This is a genomic window from Enhygromyxa salina, assembly GCF_002994635.1.
Lineage (GTDB): Bacteria > Myxococcota_A > Polyangia > Nannocystales > Nannocystaceae > Plesiocystis > Plesiocystis salina_B.
Map to the genome: position 1 here is coordinate 41,332 of NZ_PVNL01000124.1, position 24,281 is coordinate 65,612.

The 24,281-nt window shown below is 65.9% G+C and carries 19 protein-coding genes; 12 read left to right on the forward strand and 7 right to left on the reverse strand.

The genetic code is table 11. The annotated features are described in order from the left end of the window. Positions 1 to 6: 6 nt before the first annotated feature. The 7 genes from ENSA7_RS32750 to ENSA7_RS32780 all read right to left on the reverse strand — a co-directional run bounded on the left by ENSA7_RS32750 (position 7) and on the right by ENSA7_RS32780 (position 7,810). A complete protein-coding gene (locus ENSA7_RS32750) occupies positions 7 to 1,065 on the reverse strand; it encodes a DUF4150 domain-containing protein (RefSeq protein ID WP_106093340.1) in 1,059 nt (352 codons plus the stop codon). After that, positions 1,062 to 2,093, reverse strand: a complete 1,032-nt coding sequence (locus tag ENSA7_RS32755) for a hypothetical protein (protein ID WP_106093341.1) — start codon at positions 2,091 to 2,093, stop codon at positions 1,062 to 1,064. Before ENSA7_RS32755 ends, ENSA7_RS32750 begins: the two co-directional genes overlap by 4 nt. Next, positions 2,090 to 3,205 carry a DUF2169 family type VI secretion system accessory protein gene (locus ENSA7_RS32760; protein ID WP_106093342.1) on the reverse strand — a complete coding sequence of 372 codons (1,116 nt, stop codon included), beginning with the start codon at positions 3,203 to 3,205 and terminating at the stop codon, positions 2,090 to 2,092. The genes ENSA7_RS32755 and ENSA7_RS32760 overlap by 4 nt, the downstream gene beginning before the upstream one ends. A 5-nt stretch (positions 3,206 to 3,210) precedes the next feature. Further along, positions 3,211 to 4,581, reverse strand: coding sequence for a hypothetical protein (locus tag ENSA7_RS32765; protein ID WP_146158407.1), 1,371 nt, complete (start codon positions 4,579 to 4,581; stop codon positions 3,211 to 3,213). A 187-nt stretch (positions 4,582 to 4,768) separates the two neighbouring features. Continuing rightward, positions 4,769 to 5,335 carry a DUF4331 family protein gene (locus ENSA7_RS45905; protein ID WP_106093419.1) on the reverse strand — a complete coding sequence of 189 codons (567 nt, stop codon included), beginning with the start codon at positions 5,333 to 5,335 and terminating at the stop codon, positions 4,769 to 4,771. Further along, on the reverse strand, positions 5,332 to 5,952 hold the full coding sequence (locus tag ENSA7_RS45910; RefSeq protein WP_106093344.1) for a DUF4331 family protein: 621 nt from the start codon (positions 5,950 to 5,952) through the stop codon (positions 5,332 to 5,334). Before ENSA7_RS45910 ends, ENSA7_RS45905 begins: the two co-directional genes overlap by 4 nt. 73 nt (positions 5,953 to 6,025) lie before the next feature. Then, on the reverse strand, positions 6,026 to 7,810 hold the full coding sequence (locus tag ENSA7_RS32780; protein ID WP_244923988.1) for a DUF4215 domain-containing protein: 1,785 nt from the start codon (positions 7,808 to 7,810) through the stop codon (positions 6,026 to 6,028). A gap of 190 nt (positions 7,811 to 8,000) precedes the next feature. Between ENSA7_RS32780 and ENSA7_RS32785 the strand changes: the two genes are divergently transcribed. The 12 genes from ENSA7_RS32785 to zwf all read left to right on the forward strand — a co-directional run bounded on the left by ENSA7_RS32785 (position 8,001) and on the right by zwf (position 24,280). After that, positions 8,001 to 9,305, forward strand: coding sequence for an MFS transporter (locus ENSA7_RS32785; protein ID WP_106093346.1), 1,305 nt, complete (start codon positions 8,001 to 8,003; stop codon positions 9,303 to 9,305). Beyond that, positions 9,302 to 10,675: a GH1 family beta-glucosidase gene (locus ENSA7_RS32790; protein WP_106093347.1), complete on the forward strand. Its 1,374-nt coding sequence runs from the start codon at positions 9,302 to 9,304 to the stop codon at positions 10,673 to 10,675. Before ENSA7_RS32785 ends, ENSA7_RS32790 begins: the two co-directional genes overlap by 4 nt. Positions 10,676 to 10,746: 71 nt before the next feature. Next, positions 10,747 to 12,009 carry a glycoside hydrolase family 5 protein gene (locus tag ENSA7_RS32795; RefSeq protein WP_146158408.1) on the forward strand — a complete coding sequence of 421 codons (1,263 nt, stop codon included), beginning with the start codon at positions 10,747 to 10,749 and terminating at the stop codon, positions 12,007 to 12,009. 16 nt (positions 12,010 to 12,025) lie between these two features. Then, entirely contained in the window at positions 12,026 to 12,883 is an 858-nt protein-coding gene (locus tag ENSA7_RS32805) for a carbohydrate binding domain-containing protein (protein WP_146158409.1), read from the forward strand. Positions 12,884 to 12,993: 110 nt separating this feature from the next. Further along, on the forward strand, positions 12,994 to 14,130 hold the full coding sequence (locus ENSA7_RS32810; protein WP_106093350.1) for a glycoside hydrolase family 5 protein: 1,137 nt from the start codon (positions 12,994 to 12,996) through the stop codon (positions 14,128 to 14,130). A 17-nt stretch (positions 14,131 to 14,147) separates the two neighbouring features. Continuing rightward, entirely contained in the window at positions 14,148 to 14,939 is a 792-nt protein-coding gene (locus ENSA7_RS32815) for a hypothetical protein (RefSeq protein ID WP_181234331.1), read from the forward strand. 12 nt (positions 14,940 to 14,951) lie between these two features. Continuing rightward, positions 14,952 to 17,945, forward strand: coding sequence for a glycoside hydrolase family 9 protein (locus tag ENSA7_RS32820; protein WP_106093352.1), 2,994 nt, complete (start codon positions 14,952 to 14,954; stop codon positions 17,943 to 17,945). Between the two features lie 82 nt (positions 17,946 to 18,027). Next, positions 18,028 to 19,479, forward strand: a complete 1,452-nt coding sequence (locus tag ENSA7_RS32825) for an NHL repeat-containing protein (RefSeq protein ID WP_106093353.1) — start codon at positions 18,028 to 18,030, stop codon at positions 19,477 to 19,479. Positions 19,480 to 19,538: 59 nt separating this feature from the next. Beyond that, positions 19,539 to 20,312, forward strand: coding sequence for a hypothetical protein (locus tag ENSA7_RS44465; protein WP_181234332.1), 774 nt, complete (start codon positions 19,539 to 19,541; stop codon positions 20,310 to 20,312). Positions 20,313 to 20,331: 19 nt separating this feature from the next. Continuing rightward, positions 20,332 to 21,093 carry a hypothetical protein gene (locus ENSA7_RS32835; RefSeq protein WP_146158410.1) on the forward strand — a complete coding sequence of 254 codons (762 nt, stop codon included), beginning with the start codon at positions 20,332 to 20,334 and terminating at the stop codon, positions 21,091 to 21,093. A gap of 13 nt (positions 21,094 to 21,106) precedes the next feature. Then, complete coding sequence (locus ENSA7_RS32840; RefSeq protein WP_106093355.1) at positions 21,107 to 22,804, forward strand: hypothetical protein; 1,698 nt, start codon at positions 21,107 to 21,109, stop codon at positions 22,802 to 22,804. A 21-nt stretch (positions 22,805 to 22,825) separates the two neighbouring features. Beyond that, positions 22,826 to 24,280, forward strand: a complete 1,455-nt coding sequence (gene zwf, locus ENSA7_RS32845; protein WP_106093420.1) for a glucose-6-phosphate dehydrogenase — start codon at positions 22,826 to 22,828, stop codon at positions 24,278 to 24,280. Position 24,281: the final 1 nt, after the last annotated feature.

Sequence of the window (24,281 nt, forward strand, 5' to 3'; positions counted from 1 at the left end):
CCTTCGCTAGTTCTGAAATTCGCCGAACCCCTCGTCAATCATGCGACACGCCGGGCACAGCAGATAGTTGGCTTGAAGGTTGCCGTTGTCGGGTTTTGAGATGTCTCCCGTGGGGCACCCGCCCGCGGCTTTGGGAGTGAGGTGATTCACTCGGCGCTCGCGGAGGATCTCTGCTTGGGTTGGGGCACGGTGAAACTCGACGCTGAGAGTTCGAATCACACGTCGCGCCGAAGGTATCTTCGCCTTCTTCTGGTAGTCACGGCGATATTCGTCCCAAGACTTCTTGATCTTTGTTGCTCGTGACGTCCGCGACGGACCAGGCGGCGACCGACCGTAGAACACGTCACAGGGAGGCTCCGGCAACACCCTCGTGGGTTGAGCACACGTGCAGCCCGGCCGGGCCTTCGCCTGGGCGATGAGCGACCGGTATTTTTGCTTCTGGCCCTTCGCCCACTGCCTTCGCTGGTGATCGCTCAACCCGGAATTCGTCTGTCGCTCCAGTGCCTGCTTGTTGATGTTGTCATTGTACCAGTCGTCGCGTCCCATGGGCTTTCCGGTGTCATCGCTATGTTTCATCCCACCACAGCAAGCGCACTGGCCTTTTGCGATTCGCTGCTGCGCCAAGATGGTCATGTCCTCCATATTTGGCATCGGCACCGTGTTGCCGGGGTAGCTTCCGTGATTGGAAGTCATCAGGTCGATGTGGCGACATACATGTTTACCTTCCACCTTGACATCGAAGGAGTGGCCTGAGAAATACGATGCGCCCGTGACCTGGTGGGTTAGGACCGACGCACCGAAGTTCTTCGTCGCAGCTTCGTTCCCCAACGGCGATGTCTTGTAGAAGCTCTGACCAGCGAGGGCGATCGGCTTGCCGGCGATGAGGACGTGCTTGCTGCCCTTCTTCAGGTCCTTGGAGAATGAAGTCGCGGCATACGGGACGGGGAACGGGCCGGTGGGTGGCGCCGGAGGGCTCATGCAGACGTCGGGAAACGCGGCCACTACCTTTGCGTCCCCCGCCTTGCAGGCGATCGAGTTTCCGTTCGCATAGACTTTCTTGCTCATCGTTCGCTCCCTGTCGCATCTAGTACCACGGCCGCTCGCCCTGTGTGGCCATCCCCGGCAAAGGCGATGGCCCGCGCGCCAGGGGCGTACCCGGCGCGAAATGCTGTGGTCGCCCAGCTGAGCCCACACAAGCCTGCCGCTGCGCCGACGTCCCCCAACGAAGCAGCGGGGAGCTGCAGCGGGAAGTTGTGCTTGCGCTGGCGCAGCATCCGTGAAACCAGCAGCGCCTGCTCCTTGAAGTGGTAGCCCTGGCCGGCGGCGTCTGACAGCCGAAAGTCCAGGTCATGGATGGCCCGCGCGGCCTCGGTCAAGCACCCTCGGGCCGCCTCAACCACGCCGTCTGCCCGCAGCGGCAAATCGTTCGCCGGCAGGGCCGGCTCCTCTCCAAAGCCGATGCCATTCACAACCGCGATTGCACCCGCGCGCTGGGTGCTGACCAGCAGACAGGCCGCTGCCTCGCCGGGCGTCACACCGTCAGAGTTGTTCACGCTCAGTAGCCGGCCAGTCGCTTGCATCTGCATCAAGCTTCGGGCACCGATGAGCGAGTCGGCGGCGCAGACCAAGACCGCCGGAACTCGGCGCGTAGCGAGGAGCATGGACCGGGCGTGGGCGAGCGCTTGAAAACCGCCATAGGCGCCTCGTGCAAGGGTCTGAAAGGCTCCCACTTCGAGGCGCATGCCGACTGCCGCACCCACGCGGGACGCCAGCGTGTCGACTCGCAAGGTCGGTAGATTTGGCTGATCAGGTAGGGCACAGACGATGGGCAGCTGCTCGAGTAGTCCGCGCGGCATCCCACGCATGGTGTCTTCGATGGCATGTCCAAGCAGCGCGATCCAGCGTTGTCGGGCGGTGAGACCCTCCTCAAACTGTCCGACAAAGGAGCCGACGATCGGCTCGCCGTCGAGACCGACGAAGGCCAATTCCTCGCGGCGGGTGAGTCCGGTCTGAATCGCGATACAGGCGGCGTCGGCGGTCAAGCCGAGCGGGCAGGCCAAGCCGACGCTGTGGATGTAGAGCGGCGTGCTCATGTCTGATCCGTGCGTGAGCGTTCGCGGATCCACGCGAGCGCACTTCCGAGGGTGCGGAAGTGGGGCTTGCCGCCGCGATAGCCGAGCAGCGGTGCCTGTTTGGGGGGCTGCGGGCCGACGAGGACGCTCCTCAAGTCACCGAGCTTCTTGCCCAATCGAACACGGGTTCGCCAAAGCAACATCGCGCGATGGCAAGCAGGCTCGACGAGGACCGTATCGCAGATCCCGAGCTGCACGATCTCGCGGTCCCGAAAACAAAACGCAATCGGTACGTGCATCGACGGCAGCACATACTGGACAACCGGTTCGTTTGCCATGTGCACGCAGCGGATACGTTCACCGCCGAGAAAGTGAGGAAACCACTGGTCTTGGGGCGCACTCATGAAATAGCGCGCGTCAAAATCCTCGGGCAAAAACGGACATACGTCATCGAGCCAGCGCTGGTCGTAGGTACCAGCATATGCGAGGCGTTGCTGATAGGCCCGGCCGAGGACCCCGAACCCGACGGGATCGAGGCGGTCGCGTGGTCCGGTCATGGGTTGGTCGGGGCGCTCTAGGTTCGGAAGCCGCGAGCCGTCGAGCTGCGCGACCGTACGATGGGGATTGTAGCCGACGCCGTGCAGATTACGCGCTTCGACAGCGACCGCCCCCTGTCCTCGGCTGTCATCTTGCCCTCCAAACGCACGATCGTAGGTCAGGAGCATTTCCGTGAAGGGCACCGGCGCCGATGGCACCACCCCTCCGAGTGAACGCACCCACCGGCGCTCACCCGTGACGCGGATGTCCTTGGTGCAGCCCTCGACGTCGAGGCGAACCGTGGTGGCAGATGCTGGGCGCCCTCCCGGCGGTATCGCCTTGCCGACGACCAGCACCTCTGCGTGGGGTTTCTCGGGCGCGAACTCACACTCGTAGCGGATGCAACTGATCTCTGGATCGCCGTAGTGCTCGTCGGTGAGGATGAGCGGCGCTTGTTCGCCCGCGAGAGTCATGTGTCCGCGCGCGTCAGTGTCGAATGTGCCCTTGACCACCACCACACAGTAGTCGTGCCCGTGCTTGTCAGTGGCAACGCTCATTCCCGCGGTCATGCCCGTCGTGTTGGCTGCAATCTGCATGGACGTCACCACCTGCTGAAACGTACATTGATGTCGCTGGCGCGCCAGCCCTCGAGTGCCGCGAGCTGGTCGAGTTGGTCGCTGCTCAACGCGTCGGTGTGAATTCGATATCGGTCGCCCGAGCGCACGGCCAAGCTCGCCGCAAAATGATGGCGATCGCGCATGTTTCCGTCTCGCAGGTGGAGCACGAGCGTGTGGGCCGTGTCGGCGTCCCCGTATGTGTGTCGATGCCGGGGGTCGAGACGACCCGCGACGCGCTCACACCATGCGCCTGCCGCAACCGGGTCGAGCACGGGCAAAACGTGCTCGGGCCCCAACTCGAGATCACCCTCCAGATCATCACTAGCGAGCGGGGGCAACGCGGCCTCCGCCTCTTGGGCATCGCTGAGCACCACGCGATCGCGCTGAAGAGTCTCGTCGTGCATATCGAGGCCGGTGATGCGCGCCAAGGCTTCGGCGGTAAGCTGCGCCTCGCACTCGTCGTCGTCGCTCGGTCCGAGCAGCGGTAGCAACAACTCGATAGCGGCGACGTTGCCGCTCAGACCAAGCGCCTGGATGGCATCGCGTCGCACCGTTTGCCAGTCCAATGCCGGCACGATCAGAGCATGATCGCTGGGATCGCCGAGCAGGGCCAGCCATCGCAGGGCCGCCGCGTTGCAGGTGTCTTGCGCACTTGCCGCTCGACGGCATGCAGCGAACGCTCGCGTCGAACCCCAGCGCAAAGCAGTCTCGACGGATGCCACCCACGCTTGCGTGGGTCCGGTTTCGACGACGTGCTCGAGCAGCGGAAGATACTCGTTACGGTCGACCCAGCGCGCGGCGAGTGAGGCTGCCACGACTTCGGCGGGATCGGCACTTTGAAGGGATGCGGAGAGCCCTGGGAGTCGCACACCGCGGACAGCGGCGAGATGCAGCAGCCGGGATCGGTACAAGGGAGCTCGAGTCTGGCCAAACGCGTGATCGATCCAGGCGTCGAATTGATGGTTCGCAGCCAGCCCAACGGCACGCGCTAGCGCGAAAAAGGCTGAATCCTCCGACTCCCAAAGAGTTGGCGCCAGCGATTCTCGACGATCCAACCGCAGGGCGACCAACGCGGCCAAGCACACCAACGACGGGTCGCTCTCGTCAGGGCGCTCGAGCGTCGGCGCCAACAAACGGTCAAAGGCCGCGGGACCGGGGAACAGCGCCGCGCCCAAGTGCGTGCGCCATGCCGCCTCGGGTCCGCGCGCGACTTCGTCGAGAACGTAGATCGGCGAGTGCAGGGCATCCTGCCACTGATCAAAGGCAAACCCCGCCGCGTCCCAGTGCTCGGTGACGACGTCCCAAAGGACCTTGTGCTCCGGCGTTGCGCCCTTGCTTGGCGTGGGTAGCATCATGAACACTCCTCGACATCCCCCCCGGTGCGCTGTCGCCTCCTCCCCACCAACGTCGAGCTTCACCCGAAACCCATGCCTCCCCTGCGAATACGCGGCTGAACAGACGTGATCACACCGTGCCAGGAGATCGTGCCGGACATGAGCGGGATACTGCGACAAACCAGCTCGAAAGCAGAGACCCCCCACCTCACCCCGAGTAGTACGGCGCCAGGTACGGAAACGCCGTCTCAAACGCAACATCATTCGCCGGCGGATTAACCCCAACCAAGCTCGTCACACTCTGCCCGGCCACGCTGAGATCCAACAGCACCACCGACAGCGTCACGTCGATCACCGGGTCCGTCAGCAGCCGCCCGTTCGGAAACCCCGCCGGCGCACTCAGATCCAGCTTGATCGTATCCGGCACAACCAGCGGCGCCGCCTGAGCCACGCACACCTCCGGCGCACACGGCGTCAACCCAAGCCCATCCAGGTCATCGTCGAGCGCGTCATGCAGCGCGGTGATCGACCCCGTGATCTGCTCAACGAACACCCCATCCGCGTCGTCGCTCGGATCTGCGTCGTTGTACGCCTGCCGATCCATGATCACCACCGCCCCGATCGCGGGCATGCCCGTCCGATCAACCCGCGTGTACTCCGACGCCGCATCCTCAGCGAACACGTAGGGATCCTCAGGCACAGGATCCTCCGTCGAACACGCAGGCACGATCAGCAGAATGACCCCCAAGAACTTCGCGTAGCCATAGATGCTCATGATCCCCGCCTCCCAGTGGTCGCCCACACGGCGAGCGACGTGCTGCCCAACCCTGCGTGGTCAAACTCCACGACGATCGCGCCAGTGTTCTTGAACGCAACAAAATCCCGAGCTGCATCGAACGACAGCTGCCCCGTCATGAGCGTGTCGTTGTAGCCCTCGAGATCAAAGAAGAACGGATCATCCCGAAACCCAGCAAACACCTGGGCCCCGCTAGCGTCGTCGACGACAACCTCGTCGACAGCACCGATCACGGCACCCTCGACCCCCGGGATCCCCTCGACCGACACGCCCCACTCACCAGCCCCGTTCTGGCCAAACCGCGCCCAGATCTCCTGATCGGGCGAGTTGTCCCCGTTGGTGTCGATGTGAAAGCCGTAGAGCACGTCGGGGTCGTAGCTCGGCGTCTCCGACTTGAGCTTGTACCCATCGAAGGTCAGGATCAGCGTCAGCCGCCCACCCGCGTGGAAGGCATAGAGATCGCCAATGTTGGCGGAGGCGTCGTCGGCCGAGGTCGTGTCGGCCTCGTGGTGATCGGCTGCGATCACCACGGTCGACCCGATCACTGCGCCAGCGAGCACGCCCGCCCAGATCAGTTGCTTGGAGTTGACTCGCATGGGCACGCGAATCCTCGCACACCACGCGGCGGCGCGGCGAAAAATCCTGCCGACGCCGGTTTTCGGCCCCAGATCAGGGGATGAAGATGTGCTTACAGGAGTTTGGACAGTCGTCGGCGTTGACGTAGTTGCCGTCGTCGCAGTCCTCTTCGTCCTGGACGATCCCGTCGCCGCAGTAGCCCCCAAGCAGGCAGTCGGGGCCGCACTCGCCGTAGCCGCCGTCGTTGATCCCGTCGTCGCACTGCTCACCCACAACGACGATCCCGTCGCCGCAGATGCCCAAGCAGTTCGACGGAGTGTTGGAGAAGCCGTCGAGGGTCAGACGGAACGATGATCCGTCCTGCTTGCGCTCGGCGTGGAACACGACGATCTGGTAGACCTCGCCGTCGGTGAGCCCGTAGGTGCCGGCCGAGGCGGCGTTGATCGTGACCGAGCCGCTCTCGGGGACGTGGACGCCGCCGAGGTCGACGGCGAGCCGGCGGTTGACGAACACCCAGACGTCGTCGTCGCCGGTGAAGTCGAGCTGGGCGGTGGTGGCCGCGTTGTACTGGAACCAGTAGACGACCTCGGTGGTGAAGTGGAAGTTGTGGTTGCCCGCGCCGGGGATGATCTCCTTCTCCCACGGCCAGTTGGGGTAGCCGTAGGACGGGCCGACTTTGGCCTCGTAGCGCGGGTCGGGCAGGGCGTCGGGGTGATCGTCGATCGGGAAGAAGAAGGGCTGGCCGTCGTAGGTGACCTCGTCGGCGAAGCAGCCGACGTTGGCGTCCCAGGGGCAGGGGACGCAGCCCTGCATCATGCACTCTGCGACGGTGTTGGCGGCCCACATGGCGTTCTCGTAGGCGGTCCACTGCTCGCCGTTTGGGCCCCAGCGATTGACGAAGCCACCCACGCCGTTGTCGAACAGCACGATGTCGCTGACGATCGTCGCGTTGCTTTCGTTGTCGGTGTACCACTCGGAGAACTTGGCGCTCTGGCACACGGGGGTGTTGCTGGGGACGGGCTTGCCCTGACCGTCGAGCATGTTGGCGAGGCCACCGGTCTGGAGGCCGTCGCACTGCACGGCAAAGTCGGAGTGGCCCGCGTTGAAGTCGCGGAAGACGGCGGGGACCCGCAGCACGCACTCGCCGTCGATCATCTCGCACGAGTCCTCTTCTTGGCACTCGAACCCGTCCTCGAGGGTGCAGGCCGAGGAGCAGCCGTCGCCGTTGACGTTGTTGCCGTCGTCGCACTCCTCGTTGATGACCAAGCCATCGCCGCACTCGGAGGTGCACCCGCCGTCGCCGGTACAGTCGGGCTCGGCCTGGCAGACCGAAGAGCAACCGTCAAAGGGCAGGGCGTTGCCGTCATCGCAGGCCTCGGCGCCCTCTTTGATGCCGTCGCCGCAGATCGTGGGCTCGCACATGCTGGGCTCGTCCTCGCACTTCCACCCCTGCTCTAATTTGCAGGTCGCGGAGCAGCCGTCTCCGTCGAGCTTGTTGCCGTCGTCGCAGGGCTCGGGGGCGACCACGACGCCATCTCCACAGATTGCGATCTGGTGGCAGGGCTCGCCAGGCGGGTGACACTGCCACCCGGCGGCGACGCACAGGCAGTCGGATGAGCAGCCGTCGCCGTCCTGGGTGTTGCCGTCGTCGCAGGCTTCGTCTTCGGTGAGGATGCCGTCGCCGCAGTTCAAGGGCAGCGGCACCCCCTCCATGCAGGTCTCGTCGGTGTTCATGTCGAGCTTGGGCCCGTCGTCGCCGTCGCCGTCGCCGCTCGTGTCGTCGCCGTCCCCGTCGCCGAAGCTGGTCCCAACGTCGCCGTAGCGATCGTCCCCGCCTCCGCTGTTGTTGTTACAGCCGCTGGCAGCGAGGCTACCCATGAGGAGCGCGAAGGGGACGAAAGGGACGATCCGAGGGTGCATGGGGTACTCCGAAGGGGTGTCGGACTCGACATCCGCAGTCCTCGGTGGTGCCCATTCGGCGCGAATGGATGATTTTTTTGGGGGGGGCGGTCGACGGGCAACGAAATTTCATCCGAACGCACCACCTGGCCTACACACGTAACCCGCGATGGCCGAACCCGCCCCGCGTCTGCGCCATCCGCTCGCCTGGGTGCCGACGGCCTACCTCGCCGAAGGCATCCCCTTCGCGATGGTGATCTGGGTCGCGGGGACTCTATTTAAGGATCTGGGTCACTCCGACGGCGACATCACGGTCGCGCTGGCGAGCATCGGCCTGGCGTGGTCGCTCAAGCCGTTCTGGGCGGCGTTCTTGGGCATGTTCCGCACCAAGCGCTTCTTCGTGCTCACGATGGAGCTGCTGATCGCGGTGCTGCTCGGCCTGGTCGCGCTGGCGCTGCCGCTGCCCAACTACTTTCAGATCGTCATTGCGATCTTGTGGGTGATGGCGTTCGCCTCGGCCACGCAGGACATCTGCGTCGACGGCATCTACATCACGTCGCTGGATCCGGCCAACCAGGCCAAATACATTGGCGTGCAGGGGATGGCCTGGAACGTGGGCCGGATCTTTGCGACCGCGGGCGTGGTCTGGGTCGCTGGGATGCTGCAAGACCGGGCGAGCTACGCCCCGGAGGCGGCGTGGGCGGTCGCGCTGGGGCTGAGCGGGGCGACGATGGCTGCGCTCGCGGTCTACCACCTCGTGATGCTGCCGCCCGGGTCGAAGCCGACGGGCCCACAGTCGACCAAGGAAATCGCGGCGACCTTCGTGGACACGGTCCGGGACTTCTTCCGCAAGGACAAGATCTGGGGGATGTTGGCGTTCGTGTTCCTGTTTCGCAGCGCCGAGGGGCTGCTGCTCGTGGAGGCGCCGCTGTTCATGCAGGCGCCGCTCGAGGAGGGCGGGCTGGGGATGACGCTGATCCAAAAGGGCGTCATCGACGGCACGATCAGCACGGCAGTGAGCATCATTGGTGGCCTGCTCGGCGGCTGGTTCGTGTCGCGCTACGGCCTGGCGCGCAGCCTGTTCTTCCTGGCGTTGTGCCTGAACCTGCCCAACATCTGCTATGTGTACCTGAGCTGGACGGTGAGCCCCGAGGCGCCCCTGTCGATGACGACGATCGGGGTACTCGTGACCATCGAGAAGTTCGGCTACAGCTTTGGCTTCGTGGCCAACATGCTGTACATGATGCAGCAGATCAGCCCGGGTCGTTATCATATGACCCATTACGCGTTCTGCACGGCCTTGATGAACCTCGTGCTGATCCCAACCCAGATGGCGAGCGGTCCCCTCGCGGACTGGATGGGCTACCGCGCCTACTTCGTGTTCGTCGTCGTCGCCACGATCCCCTCGCTGGTGGCGGCGAAGCTCGCACCGTTTCCCCGCGACCAAGCGGGACCGAAAGACATACCGCCATGACCGACCACGCTTTTCCCAACGACTTTGTGTGGGGCGTCGCGACCTCCAGCTACCAGATCGAGGGCGCAGCCCAGACCGACGGCCGCGGCGAGTCGATCTGGGATCGCTTCGCGAAGACGCCGGGCAAGGTGATCGACGGCAGCAACGGCGACGTCGCGTGCGACCACTACCATCGCTTCGCCGAGGACGTGGCGCTGATGAAGTCGCTGAACGTTCCGGCGTACCGGTTCTCGATCGCGTGGCCGCGCGTGGTGCCCGAGGGGCGCGGGGCGGTGAATCAAAAGGGGCTGGACTTCTACTCGCGGCTGGTCGACGCCCTGCTCGAGGCCGGGATTCGACCGTTTGCGACCCTCTATCACTGGGACTTGCCGCAGGCGCTCGAAGACGAGGGCGGCTGGTCCCGCCGCTCGACGGCCGAGGCGTTCGTGCCCTACGTCGAGGCGGTCGTCGATCGACTCGGTGATCGGGTCAGCGACTGGATCACCCACAACGAGCCGTGGTGCGCGAGCATGCTCGGCTACGAGCGGGGCATTCACGCGCCGGGTGTCGTGGACAAGGCGCGGGCGATCGCGGCGAGCCACCACCTGCTGCTCTCGCATGGCTGGGCGATGCCTGTGATTCGGGCGAAGTGCCCGGGCGCTCGAGCTGGCATCACGCTGAACCTTGGGCCGATGCTGCCCGCGTCCGATAGCGCGGCCGATCACGACGCGGCCCGCCACGCCGACGGTCACTTCAATCGCTGGTTTCTCGATCCGGTGTTTGGTCGTGGCTACCCGGAGGACATGGTGCGCGACTATGTGGCGGGGGGGTTCTTGCCCGCTGGCGGGATGACGATGATCGAGCCGGGTGACCTCGAGGCCATCGCGACGCGCGCAGATTTCTTGGGCGTCAATTATTACAACCGCTCGATCATCCGCAGCGAGGCGATCCCCGAGGAAGCCAACGAGACCCCGGTGCGGGCGCTCGGGCCCGAGCGGGACTGGACGGAGATGGGCTGGGAGGTCTACCCGCCGGGGCTGCACCAGACCCTCATGCGCGTGCACCTGCACTACGGGCCGCGAAAGATGTACGTGACCGAGAACGGCTGCAGCTACTCGACGGGGCCCAACGCCGAGGGCCGGGTCGCGGACGCTCGCCGGGTCGCGTTCTTTCGTGAGCACCTCCGCGCGGCTCATCGGGCGATCTCTGACGGGGCGCCGCTGGCCGGCTACTTCGCGTGGTCGCTGATGGACAACTACGAGTGGGAGCGCGGCTACGGCCAGCGCTTTGGCATCGTTCACGTCGACTACGACAGCCAAGTACGGACGCCCAAGGACAGCGCGGCCTTCCTGGCCAGGGTGTTCGCGCAGAACGCTGTTCCGAGCGACTGACGCGCACGATTGCTCGCCCTGCGTCACAAACCTTCATCCATTTGGTCACGGAGGGGGCACAGACCGAGACGATGGGCTTGGCTCGTTTCTCGGTCTCCGAACTTGGCGCGCGATCCCTCGCCGGGTGCCTGTCTGCGCTGTTCGTCCTGCAAGTCAGCGGCTGCAACGATCCTGCCGACGACGGAGACACCAGCGCGTTCACCTTGACGAGCGGTGACTCGACCGGCGACGGCGATGGTGACGGGGACTCGAGCGGAGACGGCGACGGCGACGGCGACCCGAGCGGGGATGGTGATGGCGACGGGGACCCGGGCGGTGACGGAGATGGTGACGGCGACCCCGGCGGTGACGGAGATGGTGATGGTGACGGTGACGGGGATGGCGACGGCGACCCGAGCGGAGACGGTGACGGCGACCCGCCGCTCGCACCCGGCGGCTACTACGTTGACGGCAACAAGATCTACGACGACAGCGACCAGATCCACGTGTTTCGCGGCATCGATCGGCCCTCGCTCGAGTGGAATTCCAACGGCGAGGGGATCTCGCAGGCGGACATCAACCTCATCGCGAGCTGGAACGCCAACGTCATTCGCGTCGCGCTCAGCCAGGGCTTTTGGCTGGAGGGCTCGGTGGTCCATGACCCCAGCTATCGCCAGCGCGTCGACGATGTCGTGGAGTGGTCCAAGGCCGCGGGCATGGACGTGGTCTTGGATCTGCACTGGTCGGACCGGGGCAACCTGCAGCAGCACCCGGGCCAACAGCGCATGGCGGACCAGAACTCGCGCACGTTCTGGCAGAGCGTGGCCGAGACCTACAAAGACGACGGGCGCGTGCTGTTCGAGCTCTACAACGAGCCACATGACGTCAGCTGGTCGGTGTGGCTCGACGGCGGTGACTCCGGTGACGGGTTTCAGGTCGTGGGCATGCAAGAGCTCTACGACACGGTGCGCGACACGGGGGCTGACAACTTGGTGCTGATCGGCGGGCTCGACTACGCCTACGATCTGTCCGGCGTGCCCGACCATCGCGTCGAGGGCTACAACATCGTCTATGCCAGCCACCCCTACGACTTTGGCAGCAAGCAGCCGGGGGACTGGGACGACGACTGGGGCTTCCTGGCCGAGTCTGACCCGATCTTCGTGTCGGAGTTCGGGAGCTTCAACTGCAACCCCTGGTACGCCCAGCAGCTGATTGACTACGCGGATCAGCGGGGGCTGTCATGGTCGGCGTGGGGCTGGTTCCCGGGCGGCTGTGGCTTCCCGGCGCTGATCGAGAACTGGGGCGGCACGCCTTCGGCGACCGGACAGGCCGTCAAGACCGCCCTCCAGAACTGACGGACAAAGACGAATGATGCGAACCCAAACCATTGTAGCGATGTGTGCCGTGCTCACGATTGTCACGGCCTGCGTTGGCGGATCCGAGTCGGAGGACAGCAGCTTCATCACCCTCACTGGGTTTGGTGAGGGTGACGGAGACAGCTCGGCAGAGACGGACGAGGGGGATGGGGACGGGGACGGGGATCCGACCACGACCGGAGACGGCGACGGGGACGGCGATCCGACCACGACCGGGGACGGCGACGGCGATCCGACCACGACCGGAGACGGCGACGGCGACATCCCGATCGCGGACATGATCGACAACTTCGAGGATGGCGACGGCGCGCTGATCCCCAACAACGGCCGCCAGGGCTACTGGTACAGCTTCAACGACGAGAGCGACGGTTCCACGCAGACCCCGGCGGCGGACATGGTCCTGCCGGAGTCGGGCGGCGCGGGCGGGACCAGCATGGCGATGCACACGACCGGCAGCGGGTTCGCGGTGTGGGGCGCGGGGATCGGCGTCGACCTCAACAACATGGGCGACCCCGAGGGCGGCGACGGGATCAAGATGATCTACGACGCCTCGGGGTACACGGGCATCGTGGTGACGGCCAAGGGCAACGGTCAGGTCCGCGGGGTGGTGCAGATCGAAGCGACGATCCCACCCGGCGAGGGCGGCACGTGTGCGCTCGACTGCGATCCGCACGGCAAGATCCTGGTGCTCTCGAGCGAGTGGCAGCAATTCACGCTGCCGTTTGACCAGCTCGCGCAGGAGGGGTGGGGCACCCCGGCCGCGTGGGACGCGACCACCGTCGTTGGCCTCCAGTTCAAGGTCGCCGCAAACGCCAACTTCGACTTTTGGGTCGACGAGATCGGCTTTTTCTGAGGGCCTCGTTGTCTCGAATCCGAGCGAACCCCGCATCCCGGAAGATTGTGCAAGCGCCGCCTCATAAACCTTCATCCACTTGGCCATGGCAAGGACCACTGTGTTCGGCGATGAAGCTGGCTCGTCCCGCGGTCCTCCGACTCGACGCTGGACCCCTCGCGGGGTGCCTGCTCGGGTTGTTCGTCGTTCAAGGCGGCGGTTGCTATGAGCCCGTCGTCGACGAGGGCGCTGGCGATACCGGTAGCTCCAACTCGAGTGGTGACGGCGACGGGAACGGGGATGGTGACGGGGACGGCAGCGCGAGCGGCGACGGGGACGGCGACATGCCGCCGCTGGCACCCGAGGGCTATTACGTCAAGGGCAACAAGATCTACGCGAGCGACGGCCAGGTCCATGTGTTTCGTGGGATCGACCGGCCCTCGCTCGAGTGGAGCCCCAACGGCGAGGGGATCTCGCAGGCGGACATCGACCTCATTGCGAGCTGGAACGCCAACGTCATCCGCGTTGCGATCAACCAGGGTTTTTGGCTCGAGGGCTCGGTCGTCTACAACTCCGGCTACCGGCAGCGCATCGACGATGTCGTGGCCTGGTCCAAGGCCGCGGGCATGGACGTGGTCCTGGACCTGCACTGGTCGGACAAGGGCGACCTGTCGCAGGTGCCCGCGCAGCAGCGCATGGCCGACGAAAATTCCCGCGCGTTCTGGCAGAGCGTCGCCGAGCGCTACAAGGACGACGGGCGGGTGATCTTCGAGCTCTACAACGAGCCGCACGACGTCGCGTGGTTTGTGTGGCTCAACGGCGGCGACTCGGGCGACGGCTTCGAGGCCGTGGGCATGCAAGCGCTCTACGACACGGTGCGCGACGCGGGGGCCGACAACCTGGTGCTGATCGGCGGGCTCAACTACGCCTACGATCTGTCCGGCGTGCCCAATCATCGCGTCGAGGGCTACAACATCGTCTATACGTCGCATCCCTATGACTTCGGCAACAAGCAGCCGGGGACCTGGGACGCCGACTGGGGCTTTCTGGCGGAGACCGACCCGATCTTCGTGACGGAGTTTGGCAGCTTCGACTGCAACCCTTCCTACTCGCAGCAACTCATTGACTATGCCGAGCAACGGGGGCTGTCGTGGTCCGCGTGGGCCTGGTTCCCGGGCGGCTGCGGCTTCCCTGCACTGATCGAAGACTTGTCCGGCACGCCCTCGGCGACCGGCCAGATCGTAAAGACGGCCCTCGGGGCTAATTGACGGACGGAGAACAATACATGCGAACTCAAACTATCATCGCATTGTGCGCCACCCTCACGATCGTCGCGGCCTGTGGCGACGACGTCGGCTCGAGCGAAGGCTACACCAGCGCCGGGGACGGCGATGGCGACAGCACCTCGGGCGACGGCGACGGCGATCCCTCGGGCGACGGTGACGGCGACCCCTCGGGCGACGGCGACGGCGACAGCGGGATCCCGATCGAGCCGGACAACATGATCGACAACTTCGAGGACGGCGACGGCGCGCTGATCCCCAACAACGGGCGCAAGGGCTACTGGTACACGTTCAACGACGAGTCCATGGGTGCGACGCAGACCCCGGCCACCGACATGGTCCTGCCGGAGGCGGGCGGCGCGGCCGGGACGGCGATGGCGATGCACACGACCGGCAGCGGGTTCATCGACTGGGGCGCGGGGGTTGGGATCGACCTCAACAATCAGGGTGATCCCGAGGGTGGTGACGGCATCAAGATGATCTACGACGCCTCCGCGTACACGGGCATCGTGGTGACGGCCAAGGGCAACGCGCAGATCCGGGCCGCGGTCCAGATCGAGGCCACGATCCCACCCGCAGAGGGTGGCACCTGTGACATCGACTGCGACCCGCACGGCAAGGTCCTGCTGCTCTCGGACGAGTGGCAGCAATTCACGCTGCCCTTTGATCAGCTCAATCAGGAGGGGTGGGGCACGCCGGCCTCGTGGGACGCGACCAAGATCGTCGGCGTCCAGTTCAAGGTCGCCAAGGGCACCGACTTCGACTTCTGGATCGACGAAGTCGGCTTTTACTGATCGGCTAGCGACATGAGTGGTACTGACCTCAGCCGTCACGCGCGACGTGGCGCGTTCATCCTGACCGCGCTGGGGTCAGCGTGCGCGCTCATCAACGCGGACCACTCGTCGACGCAGCCCGAGGGCTCGAACCAGCCGATCGCGTGTACGCGATCGGCTGTGGTCGAAGATGGCGAGAACAACGATCACCAGGTGATCGTGCACGCCGAGCGCAACGGCTACATCTACACCTTCCGCGGCGGCGACACGCAGGTCGAGCCAACCCCGGGCGCCGACGGTGGGGTGTTCACCATGAGCCTCGGCGGCGCTAACGGCTCGCAGTATGCCGCGCGCATGCTTGGGACGGTTGGCGGCCAGGAGGGCGCGTTCGCGGGTCTGGGGTTCAACTTCACCGAGCCTCAGGCCGGGTTCGACGCGTCGAAGTACGAGGGGATCTCGTTCTTTGCCCGCCGCGCAGCCGACTCGAGCGGCCGCGTACGGCTGAAGATCCCCGACCGCGCGACCTCCCCCGATGGTGGTGAATGCACGGAGTGCTTCAACGACTTTGGGGTCGATCTCGAGCTCGGCGTCGAGTGGCAGCACTATGTGTTTCGATTCGAGGAGCTGCAGCAGCTCGCCGGCTGGGGCTCCCCACGCCCGGCGAGTGTCGAGGCCGCGGCGCTGTTCGGGATTCAGTTTCAGGTGATGGAGGCCGGCGCGACCTTCGACATCTGGATCGATGATCTGGCGTTTGTCGGGTGCGCGGGCGAGTCCCCGCAGGGCGAGGTCGCCCCGATCACGGACGTGAGCGAGCCGGCGATCGACGGTGACCACGACCTGATTCGAAACGCACGCTTTGATCAGGGCGCCCTCGCGCCCTGGGTGCTCACGCTCGGGCCCAAGGCTGCCGCCAGCGTCGAGATCGACGAGGGCCGCGCGTGCGTCGACATCGAGTCTCCCGGCGATCGGATCTCCGACGTGCAATTGCGGCATCGGGTCCGGCTCGAGAACAGCCACGTCTATCTGTCCGACTTCGTGGCGCGCTCGTCCGAGCCGACGCCCGTGCGCGCGCGGGTGGGCAGCGCGGGGCCACCCTATGTTGACTATTGGGCGAGCAGCGCGGAGATCGGCACGACCGACCAGCGGTTTGTCGGGCAGTTCGAGAAGCCGAACGACGGCGCGAGGTTGGTCGAGCTCAGCTTGCAGCTGGGTGGCTCGGCGGCGCGCGTGGGCTCGCGCGTGTGCTTTGACCGGATCTCGCTTTCTGATCCGCAGTTCACACCGCCACCGCCACCGATCTCGGAGCGGGCCCCCCGGGTGCGGATCAATCAGGTCGGCTATGTGCCGAACCATAAGAAGCTCGCGGTGCTGGCGACGGCGGACAAGCAGCCGATTGCGTGGGCCTTACGCCGCGAAAATGGCTCGGTCGTGGCGGACGGCAAGACCCGGGTCCACGGCGAAGATCCAGCCTCGGGCGAGTTCCTGCACCACATTGACTTCTCGGCGGTCGCGGACGTCGGCGAGGGCTACACGATCGCCGTCGGCGACCAGGTCAGCCCGCCCTTCGCAATTGGTGGGGGCCTCTACCAGACGCTTCGCAGCGACGCGCTCGCGTACTTCTATCACAACCGCAGCGGCATCCCGATCGAGCTGCCGCACGCCGGACACGAGCGGTGGGTCCGAGGGGCGGGGCACCCGAATGACGCGAAGGCGGCGTGCCGGGCCGGGAGCGGCTGCCAGTACACACTCGACGCGTCGGGCGGTTGGTACGACGCTGGCGATCACGGCAAGTACGTCGTGAACGCGGGCATCTCGGTGTGGACGCTGCTGAACCTGTGGGAGCGCGCGGACGCGAAGGCCCGCGCGCGCATGGGTGACGGTACGCTCCACATCCCCGAGGGCGGAAACGGAGTGCCAGATCTGCTCGACGAGGCCCGCTGGGAGCTCGAGTGGATGCTGCGCATGCAGGTTCCGGCCGGCAAGCCGCACGCGGGCCTGGCCCACCACAAGATCCACGAAGACAAGTGGACCGGGCTTCCGCACGATCCGGCGATCGAGGCCGCGCCCCGCTACCTGCATCGGCCGAGCACCGCGGCGGGTCTGAACCTCGCGGCCACGGCCGCTCAGGCCGCTCGCGTGTGGCGTGAGCTGGACCCCGCGTTCGCCAAGCGGTGCCTGGCCGCGGCCGAGCGTGCCTACGCGGCGGCCCTGGCCGAGCCCGAGCTGTTCGCCCCGAGCGACGACAACATCGGCGGCGGCCCCTACGACGACAAGGATCTGTCCGACGAATTCTATTGGGCGGCCGCGGAGCTGTTTGTCACGACCGGCAAGCCCGACTACGCCAAAGCGCTGAAGGCATCCAAGCAGTTTGGGCGCGTGCAGGGCCCGAACGCGAGCGGCGAGGGGGCCCAGGCTTCCATGAGTTGGCAGCAAGTTGGCACGCTCGGCACGCTCACGCTGGCGATGGTGCCGAACGAGCTCGGCGACAAGGGCGTCGACGCGGCGCGCGAGGCAGTGGTCGACGCGGCCAAGGGCTATCTTCACCACGTCGCGGCCGAGGGCTACCCCGTCCCCCTGACCGCTGGCGGGGCCGGCAAGTACCCGTGGGGCAGCAATTCGCTGGTCCTGAACAACATGGTGATCCTGGGCCTGGCGCATCAGATCACCGGAGACAGCGTGTACCTCGAGGGCATGCTGCAGGGCATGGACTACCTGCTTGGCCGCAACCCGAACTCGCAGTCCTACGTCAGCGGCTACGGCAGCTATCCGCTGTTGAACCCGCACCACCGCCACTGGGGCGCGCAGCTCGATCCCGCGTTTCCGGGACCTCCGCCGGGGGCGATCTCGGGCGGGCCAAACTCCGACCTGCAGGATCCCTACGTGCAGCAGGCGGGGCTGCCTGGCTGCCCGCCAATGAAGTGCTTCGTGGACCACATCGAGTCGTGGTCCACCAACGAGGTTGCGATCAACTGGAATGCGCCGTTCGCGTGGGTCGCCGCCTACGTCGACGATCAAGTACGGCCCTGAAAAAGTCATCCATTCGTGTCGCATGGGTGACACCAAAACTGGGACGGGCCTCATCTCACCCGGCGCTGAAATTGGAGTTCGCATGTCCCGAATCGTCCCTCGCTCGTTCGTCCCCTTCGCGCTCCTCGCGGGCAGCCTCGCCGTCGCCGGGTGTGGCGACGACGGTCAGAGCTCGGACGACCGCTACGGCGACGGGGTCACCTTTGGAGCGGAGACCACCGACTCGAGCGGGGACGACGACAATGACAGCGGCGGGCTCAAGCTCGACACGAGCACCGAGGAGACCGGTGGTGGCATGGGCTGTGAAGAGGGTGGGGGCGGCGGCGGACCCGGAACCGGCGAGATCGAGTTCTCCAACATCTGGATCGCCAACTCGCCCGACGGGACGATCTCGAAGATCGACACCTTGACCGCGACCGAGATCGGGCGATTTCAGGTCACGCCGCAGCCACAGAACAACGTGCTCGTGGGACCCTCGCGCACGTCCGTCAGCCTTCACGGCGACATGGCGGTGGCGGACCGCAGCGGCGGATTGGCCAAGATCTACGCCCGCGAAGACGACTGCATCGACGCCAACAACAACGGCCAGATCGACACCTCGACCAACAACGTGCCCCGGGCCTACGGCGAGGACGAGTGCCTCGCGTGGCGCATCGAGATTCCGCGCATGGCGGGCACCTTCGAGGATCGTCGAGGCCCACGCGCCGTCCAGTGGACGCTTCCCGACGGGATCGAGAGCTGCGACTTCACAGGCGCGAAGGTCTGGGTGGCCTTCTGCAACGCGGACAACAACGACGGCACCGTGTGGCTGGTGGACGGCATGACCGGCGACGTCGACGTCGAGATTCCGATCCAGGGGATGATGTGCCAGATGATGGGCCCCTACGGCGGCGGCCTCGACAGGAAGAATAACTTCTGGTTCGTCGAGAACGACTCGCGCAAGGCCCTGTATATGGCCGAGTACGGCTGCGAGCCGGGTGGGGGAGACGTCTGCTGGGAAGTCTATGACCGCCCCGACGCCAACATGGATCCCTACGGCATCACCGTCGACTTTGACGGCCGGGTCTGGATGGCGGGGCAGAACAACAGCCTCTATTACTACGACTCCGTCAACGGTGATTGGGCCAACTTCAAGCCCGAGGTCGACGCGTTCTTCGCCAACAAGGGCAACCCCAACAACATCTTGCGGGGCCTCATGATGGACAGCGAGAAGGTGCTGTGGATTGCGACGGTGCAGGAATTCGGGGGCGGGCCGTTCCCCGGGGTCTTGAAGGTGGACACGACCCAGACCCCGTTCGTGTACGAGTACTTCGGCAAGGAGACGCTCGGCGATCAGCTGCAGCACGCGGCCGGGATCAGCATCGACGTCGAGGGCTACGTGTGGCTGGTCGACACCTTCAGCAACGGCGCCTACAAAATCAACGCGGGGAACCCCAACAGCTACACGCGGGTCGACGGGCTCAACCAGCCCTACACCTACAGCGACATGACCGGGTTCGCGCTGAACCAAGTCGGTTTTCCACCGGAGGGCTGAGCCCGCCACTGCCGATCGAGCCGCCTATGTACTGTTCACGTCCGCCCCTCTTCGCTTCGTTGCTCGCCCTCGGGCTGGCGCTGTCATGCTCGACGCAGACCGACGGCGATTGGCCGTTTGTTGCGCAGCAAGAGACGAGCAGTGACTCGATCGGTGATGGCGACGGTGACCCGCCCGGCGACGGCGACGGCGATCCGCTAGGCGACGGCGACGGTGACCCACCCGGTGACGGCGACGGAGATCCGCCGGGCGACGGCGACGGAGATCCGCCCGGTGACGGTGATGGAGATCTGACCGGCGATGGCGATGGTGATGGCGACGGTGATGGCGACGGCGATGGAGATCCGACCGGCGATGGTGACGGAGATGGCGACGGAGACGGGGATGGAGACGGCGGCGATGGCTGCGACGGCATCCCCAGCCCGATCGGCATGGGAAATTGTCCGCCCCAGTGCGCGAGCTGTGCCGGTGGCCGATGCGAAATTCAGTGCCTCAACGGCGGTAGCTGCAACGGCCAAGACCTGAGCTGTCCGCCCGGTTGGCCGTGCGACGTCGCATGCGACGGCAGCGGCGCCTGCCAGGGCACGACCATCAATTGTTCAGACGGCGACTGCACCATCTCGTGCGGCAACGGTGGCTCGTGCAACGACGCAACAATTCTCTGCGGTCAGGGCCAGTGCGACGTCTCGTGCAGCGGCCAGGGCAGCTGCGGAAACACGAACGTCACCTGCGGCCCGGACTCGTGCTCGGTCACTTGTGGGCTCAGCGACAACTTCCAGATCCAGGACCTGGACTGCGCCAACTCGTGCGATTGCGGCACGCCCGGCTGCTGACGCCGCTCTCGATTCCATCGTGCTAGGACTTCGACCTGCGCTGTTCGTGCTCGGGCTCTCGCTGGCCGGGTGCAGCCTGATCGCCACCCCCGCGCAGACGGTGGTGCGAGAGGAGATCGCCGGGCATCGCCTGCTCGTCCAGCTCGAGGCGGCACAGCCGGGAACCCCGGTCCGATTCGCCCACCCGATCACGGACGACGAGCAGCACCTGGCCGAGCGGCTCGACGTCCTGCTCGCCGAGCTGGTCTACGGACGGCCCAAGGGGCGTCGCCTGGTCAGCGCGATCGAGGTCGAGGATCGCCAGCGGCTCGCCACCGCGCTCGCGCGCGGGCTCACCAGCGCCGGGCCACGCGAGCGAATTCGATTCTTGCTCAGCGTCGAGGATCAAGCACATACGCCCTGGCTCACGCCGAGCGATCGCCAGACCCGAGGCGTCGCGTTCGTCGACATCGACGGCCGGTTTCACCTGGCCTTCGATCTGCTCGACGATCGCGTCGATCCTGACGAGCTCGATCCCTACGATCCCACCGAGCGGGCGCAGACACGCGCTCGGCTCGTCAGTGAGACCGGCGAGGATCTCGGACCGGCCGACGACGGCGCGCCGCGGCTGTGGGTGGCGTGGCGTCTGAGCGAGGACGCGGCCCCACCGAGCGCATTGGACCTCCCGGCCGCGAGCGCGGCCAAGCTCGAGCTGCTCGATGAGCTGCTCCGCGACGGGATCATCGATCGCGAAGAACACGAGCGTCGGCGAGCTCGCCTCGGCGCCGAGAACCCCAAGTAACCCGAGGCCGACGATGACCACGACCTTCTCGCTGTTGTTCTTGCTCCTCGGCCTCGGTGTTTCGAGTCCGCCGGAGTCCGACCCCGATCCCGACCCTGACACGGAAACAGACGCCGCTTCGCCAGCCGCGAGCGAGGCCGAAGCCGCGACGACCGAATCCGCCGAAGGACCGCCCACTGTCCGACTCCAACCGGAGGCCCAGCGACCAGACGAGGCGCATCCGGCCGCGGGTGACTCGGACGCATCCAAGAACGGGCCGGGCCCGCGACGCAGCGGGACCACCCCCGACACGGTAAGCACCCACGGCGGCGGCGCCGTGTCAGAGAGCGGCTGGGGCTTCGACTTCAACGGCTACATCAACGCGCCGATGCAGCTCGGGATCGGAGAGCACCCGAACACGGGACGCACGACCCTGCACGCGCCGCTCGTCGCCGACGATCAATTTCTGAGCTGGCAGCACACCTCGCACATGCGGCGCAGCTGGTCGGAGATGTACTTCTCCTACGGCAACGACGTCGTGCGCGGGACCACGGTCATCGAGGCGTTCAACTTCACGGACGTGAACTGGAACCAGCAGCAAGCGCAGCTCGGCGTCGGTCAGGCCTTCGTCACGCTCACGCCGCGGTTTCGCTCGACGCCGATCCAGTTTCGGGCCCGCGTGGGCGCGTTCGACAATCGCTACGGCATGTCGGGTCGCTACGACCTCGGCGAGTACGAGACCTACATCTTCGGTCGAACCCGCGCGATGGGGGAGACGCTCAGCCTCAGCATCCCGATCAAGAAGAAGTTCAAGCTCAACCTCGAGCACGGGTTTGGGATCAACCGACCCAACCCGAGCATCTACAACACGTCGCGGTTCACGGTGCTCAACCACGCGCACGCCGGGTTCGAGTGGAACGAGATGGTGGAGTTCAACCTCCACTACCTCGCCGCCTACTCGATGGAGGAAGACCGACGCGGCGAGCTGATGCCGGACAACCGTCGCGGACGCATGCAGGTGTTCGGGCCCGAGCTGCGCATCGACGCCAACCGAGCCGGCTACTGGTACGTCGCGTTCTCGGTCATCGACTCGAACAAGGCGCGGACGATCGGACCCGCGATCGAGGTGATTCACGCCCAGGGCGGCGGCAACTTCACGCTTGGCATCGTGGACAACTACCTCGAGGGGCCGACCAAGCAGTCGGACGGCGACGGTGCCGTCTACACGATCGGCGCCCAGACCGAGCACAGCCTCAAGAAGATCCTGCAGGGTGACTCGTTTTGGGGGTCTGGGTGGGATCTGCGGCTGACCCTCTACGGCATGATGAACTTCATCGAGTCGCCGGATCCCGACGTCGACGGCACCCACAAGCTCAAGTACGGCGCGGATCTGTTCTACAGCGCGCTGCCCTGGCTGGGCGCCGCGCTGCGCTTCGATCGGGTCCAGCCGCACAGCGAGCTGCCCGAGCAGAGCTTCGCCGTCATGTCGCCGCGGCTGGTGTTCCGCACCTCGTGGTTGACCCGCGAGCAGGTCTACATCCAGTACTCGCACTACTTCTACGCCCAGCGTGAGTGCGCCGATCCGGAGGAGCTGTATTTCTGCGTTCAGCCGCCGGTCACCGCGGTCCCGCCCGACGGCTGGGGGTCGGCATCTCTGGACAACGACCGCGGCGCGCCGCTGAACTTGCCCGACATGAACGTGATCACGATCGGCGCCAATATTTGGTGGTGAGAAAGCATGTACAGCCTCGAGATGGCCGAGTCCGCGCAACGTCATGAAACAATCATCCTGTTCGGCGCGACAGGCGACCTGGCGCAGCGGATGCTGCTGCCGTCGCTGTATGCCCTGCACGCCGACGAATTGCTCGCGCCCGATCTGCGGATCATCGGGACCGCACGAACGGGGCTCGACGACGCCGGCTTTCGCGAGTTAGCGCGCGCCGCCCTCGACGAGTACGTTCCTGCCGAGCGCAAGACCGGCGAGCTGCTCGCGGGCTTCTTGGCGCGCCTGTCGTATCAGCCGCTCGACGCGTCGACGGTCGAGGGCTTTGATCGCCTGGCTGCGAAGGCGGGCGACATCTCCGGCGGCCTGGCGATCGTCTTGTCAACGGCGCCGTCGCTGTTCGAGCCGACGATCAAGGGCCTCGAGTCGGCGGGGTTGGCGGGCGCCAATGTCCGGATCGGGCTCGAGAAGCCGCTTGGCATTGATCTGGGCAGCGCGGCGAAGATCAACGACGCGGTCTCGGCGGTGTTCCCCGAGCATCGGATCTTTCGGATCGACCACTACCTCGGCAAGGAGACCGTGCAGAACCTGATGGCGCTGCGCTTCGGCAACATGTTGTTCGAGCCGGTCTGGAATTCGGCGCATGTCGATCATGTCCAGATCACCGTCAGCGAGACGGTCGGCCTCGAGGGTCGCGCCGACTTCTACAATGGGACGGGTGCGCTGCGCGACATGGTCCAGAATCACATGTTGCAGCTGCTCGCCCTGATCGCGATGGAGCCGCCAGGCGCGTTTGATGCGACGGCGATCCGGGACGAAAAGGTCAAGGTCCTGCGGGCTCTGCGGCCGCTGCGCGAAGGGGAGAGCGTCCGCGGCAAGTACGACAATGGGGCGTCGGGCGGGGTGGCCGTGGCGGGCTACGATACCGAGCTCGGCGCCGAGTCGGACACCGAGACCTTTGTCGCGCTGAAGGCCCAGATCGACAATTGGCGCTGGCAGGGCGTGCCGTTCTACCTGCGGACCGGCAAGCGCATGGCCGAGCGGCGCAGCGAGATCGTGGTGCAGTTCAAGTCCGTGCCCCACAATATCTTCGAGGGCCGCCACGGCAGGCTTCAGGCCAATACGTTGATCATTCGATTGCAGCCGCAGGAGTATGTTCGGCTGCTGGTCATGGCCAAGGAGCCGGGGCTCGACCGCAAGAAGGTGGTCCTGCGCGAGGTGCCGCTCGACCTGTCGCTGAGCGAGGCGTTTCACCGGTCGCGGCGCCGGATCGCCTATGAGCGGCTGCTGCTCGACCTGATCGAGGGCGACCAGACCCTGTTTGTTCGGCGTGACGAGGTCGAGGCGCAGTGGCGCTGGATCGACGCGATCCGTGCGATCTGGGCCGAACACGGCGACGCGCCCAAGCGCTATGCTGCCGGCAGCTGGGGGCCCGTCGCGGGTCTGGCTCTGACTGAGCGCGACGGACGTAGCTGGCATGAGTGAG

Coding starts and splice junctions, on each gene's coding strand:
- ENSA7_RS32750 (WP_106093340.1), bottom strand. CDS start 1,065: ATGAGCAAGAAAGTCTATGCGAACGGAAACTCGATCGCCTGCAAGGCG.
- ENSA7_RS32755 (WP_106093341.1), bottom strand. CDS start 2,093: ATGAGCACGCCGCTCTACATCCACAGCGTCGGCTTGGCCTGCCCGCTC.
- ENSA7_RS32760 (WP_106093342.1), bottom strand. CDS start 3,205: ATGCAGATTGCAGCCAACACGACGGGCATGACCGCGGGAATGAGCGTT.
- ENSA7_RS32765 (WP_146158407.1), bottom strand. CDS start 4,581: ATGATGCTACCCACGCCAAGCAAGGGCGCAACGCCGGAGCACAAGGTC.
- ENSA7_RS45905 (WP_106093419.1), bottom strand. CDS start 5,335: ATGAGCATCTATGGCTACGCGAAGTTCTTGGGGGTCATTCTGCTGATC.
- ENSA7_RS45910 (WP_106093344.1), bottom strand. CDS start 5,952: ATGCGAGTCAACTCCAAGCAACTGATCTGGGCGGGCGTGCTCGCTGGC.
- ENSA7_RS32780 (WP_244923988.1), bottom strand. CDS start 7,810: ATGGGTAGCCTCGCTGCCAGCGGCTGTAACAACAACAGCGGAGGCGGG.
- ENSA7_RS32785 (WP_106093346.1), top strand. CDS start 8,001: ATGGCCGAACCCGCCCCGCGTCTGCGCCATCCGCTCGCCTGGGTGCCG.
- ENSA7_RS32790 (WP_106093347.1), top strand. CDS start 9,302: ATGACCGACCACGCTTTTCCCAACGACTTTGTGTGGGGCGTCGCGACC.
- ENSA7_RS32795 (WP_146158408.1), top strand. CDS start 10,747: ATGGGCTTGGCTCGTTTCTCGGTCTCCGAACTTGGCGCGCGATCCCTC.
- ENSA7_RS32805 (WP_146158409.1), top strand. CDS start 12,026: ATGCGAACCCAAACCATTGTAGCGATGTGTGCCGTGCTCACGATTGTC.
- ENSA7_RS32810 (WP_106093350.1), top strand. CDS start 12,994: ATGAAGCTGGCTCGTCCCGCGGTCCTCCGACTCGACGCTGGACCCCTC.
- ENSA7_RS32815 (WP_181234331.1), top strand. CDS start 14,148: ATGCGAACTCAAACTATCATCGCATTGTGCGCCACCCTCACGATCGTC.
- ENSA7_RS32820 (WP_106093352.1), top strand. CDS start 14,952: ATGAGTGGTACTGACCTCAGCCGTCACGCGCGACGTGGCGCGTTCATC.
- ENSA7_RS32825 (WP_106093353.1), top strand. CDS start 18,028: ATGTCCCGAATCGTCCCTCGCTCGTTCGTCCCCTTCGCGCTCCTCGCG.
- ENSA7_RS32840 (WP_106093355.1), top strand. CDS start 21,107: ATGACCACGACCTTCTCGCTGTTGTTCTTGCTCCTCGGCCTCGGTGTT.
- zwf (WP_106093420.1), top strand. CDS start 22,826: ATGGCCGAGTCCGCGCAACGTCATGAAACAATCATCCTGTTCGGCGCG.